The sequence below is a fragment of the Belnapia rosea genome (assembly GCF_900101615.1).
In the GTDB taxonomy this organism is placed as follows: Bacteria; Pseudomonadota; Alphaproteobacteria; order Acetobacterales; family Acetobacteraceae; genus Belnapia; species Belnapia rosea.
The window spans coordinates 1-1,140 of record NZ_FMZX01000117.1 but is presented as its reverse complement, the minus strand read 5'-3'; the positions used below and the strand labels follow the sequence as shown (position 1 = coordinate 1,140).

General features: G+C 57.5%; 1 rRNA gene. It reads right to left on the bottom strand.

The annotated features are described in order from the left end of the window. Window positions 1-1,140, bottom strand: a 23S ribosomal RNA gene (locus tag BLR02_RS28330); the annotation flags it as partial.

Genomic DNA, 1,140 nt, shown 5'->3' with positions numbered 1-1,140 from the left:
CAGGCTTAGGGAACGCTCCGCTACCACGCTCTTTCGAGCATCCACAGCTTCGGCAGATGGCTTGAGCCCCGTTACATTTTCGCCGCGGGACAGCTATTAGACCAGTGAGCTATTACGCTTTCTTTAAAGGATGGCTGCTTCTAAGCCAACCTCCTGGTTGTTATGGCCGTCCTACATGCTTTCCCACTTAGCCATCATTTGGGGGCCTTAGCTGGTGGTCTGGGCTGTTTCCCTCTCGACAATGGACCTTAGCACCCACTGTCTGTCTGCCGCCCTGTACTCGCCGGCATTCGGAGTTCGGTAGGGTTTGGTAGGGCTTTGGGCCCCCCTAGCCCTTCCGGTGCTCTACCTCCGGCGGTAATCGAGCGACGATCTACCTCAATAGATTTCGCGGAGAACCAGCTATTTCCGAGTTTGATTGGCCTTTCACCCCTAGCCACAGCTCATCCCCGACTTTTTCAACAGGCGTGGGTTCGGCCCTCCAGTGCGTGTTACCGCACCTTCAGCCTGGCCATGGCTAGATCACTCGGTTTCGGGTCTTCTGCCGGCAACTAGGCGCCCTGTTCGGACTCGCTTTCGCTCCGCCTACACCTCACGGCTTAAGCTCGCTGCCAACAGAAACTCGCGGACCCATTATACAAAAGGTACGCCGTCACGGGACAGGCCCGCTCCGACTGCTTGTAGGCGCTCGGTTTCAGGTCTCTTTCACTCCCCTCATCGGGGTGCTTTTCACCTTTCCCTCACGGTACTTGTGCACTATCGGTCGCCAAGGAGTATTTAGGCTTGGAGGGTGGTCCCCCCATGTTCAGACAAGGTTTCACGTGCCTCGCCCTACTCAAGGATCGCCGTGCGCTCTACGCCTACGGGGCTATCACCCACTGCGGCAGGCCTTTCCAGACCTCTCGGCTTCTCACACAACGACCACTGGCCTAATCCGCTTTCGCTCGCCACTACTCGCGGAATCTCGGTTGATGTCTGTTCCTCCAGGTACTGAGATGTTTCAGTTCCCCGGGTTTGCCTCGAAACCCTATGTATTCAGGCCCCGATACCCTCGTAAGGGTGGGTTTCCCCATTCGGACATCCGCGGATCAACGATCGCTCGCATCTCCCCGCGGCTTTTCGCAGCGTGCCACGTCCTTC